This window comes from Psychrobacter celer (genome assembly GCF_016107555.1).
GTDB lineage: Bacteria > Pseudomonadota > Gammaproteobacteria > Pseudomonadales > Moraxellaceae > Psychrobacter > Psychrobacter celer.
The window spans coordinates 1-915 of the sequence record NZ_JABASU010000060.1 but is presented as its reverse complement, the minus strand read 5'-3'; the positions used below and the strand labels follow the sequence as shown (position 1 = coordinate 915).

Annotated in this window: 2 protein-coding genes; both read right to left on the bottom strand. The window is 39.3% G+C overall.

Annotated elements, in window-relative coordinates:
* Positions 1-5: 5 nt before the first annotated feature.
* Complete coding sequence (locus JFC05_RS12665) at positions 6-572, bottom strand: IS630 family transposase (protein WP_198337142.1); 567 nt, start codon at positions 570-572, stop codon at positions 6-8.
* A complete protein-coding gene (locus JFC05_RS12660) occupies positions 499-852 on the bottom strand; it encodes an IS630 transposase-related protein (RefSeq protein ID WP_075100793.1) in 354 nt (117 codons plus the stop codon). The genes JFC05_RS12665 and JFC05_RS12660 overlap by 74 nt, the downstream gene beginning before the upstream one ends.
* Positions 853-915 lie beyond the last annotated feature (63 nt).

Sequence of the window (915 nt, the reverse complement as noted above, 5' to 3'; positions counted from 1 at the left end):
TATAGTCAGTCTAGAATAAAAGAGATACAACCCATATCATGAAACAGCTTAGGTAGATTATTCTCCATCCAGCCTTGACGTAGAAATTTTACCTGTGCCCACTTCTTTTCAATGGGATTTAGATCAGGGCTGTAGGGTGGCAACCAAAGAATACGATGGCCATGTCTGTTCAGTAGTTTTTGAATGCATTTGTTCTTATGAAATCTAGCATTGTCCATCACGATCACACATTTTGTTTTAAGACTTGGTATTAGCGTGTGTTTGCACCAGTGGTAGAATATGCTGCTGTTAATATTTTGCTCAAAGTAATCTAAGGCAAATAACATTTTTTCATAGAGCGCACCAATAACGTTAGTGCGCTTTCTTGCTTGCCAGTTATAGCTGTCGATACAGGGTTTACCTATCGGTGCATAGCCATGAGAACGAATGGTTTCAGCCTCAAAGCCGCTTTCATCCATGTACACAATGGGATAGCCTTGCTGCATAAAACTATTGAGCTTACTCTGATACGCTGCTCTTTTTATTGGACACGCTTTTGGATGCTCTAAGGTCTTTTTTTTGACTGATACCAAGGCGCTTTAGGGCAATATCAATGCCTGACTTGCTACAGCCTAAACGTTGAGCTCGCTCGTACATGTAATCGTCTGGATACTGCGCGACGTCTTTGAGAAGTGCTTCATTTGGTATTTTACTGGGTGGCTTATCCCGAGTTTGTTTGATACTTGGGTTTTTCAGCCAACGCTGTAAAGTGGTTTTGCTGATGTCATAGAAAATACAAGCTTGACGAATGCTCATGTCTTTGTCTTTGACGCTTTTTATAACTTGCGTTCGAAAGTCTGCTGAGTAAGTCATAATGATTATATCTTTCTCTTTATTTTAAAAGCATTGTATCTTATTTATAAAAGACTGACTATA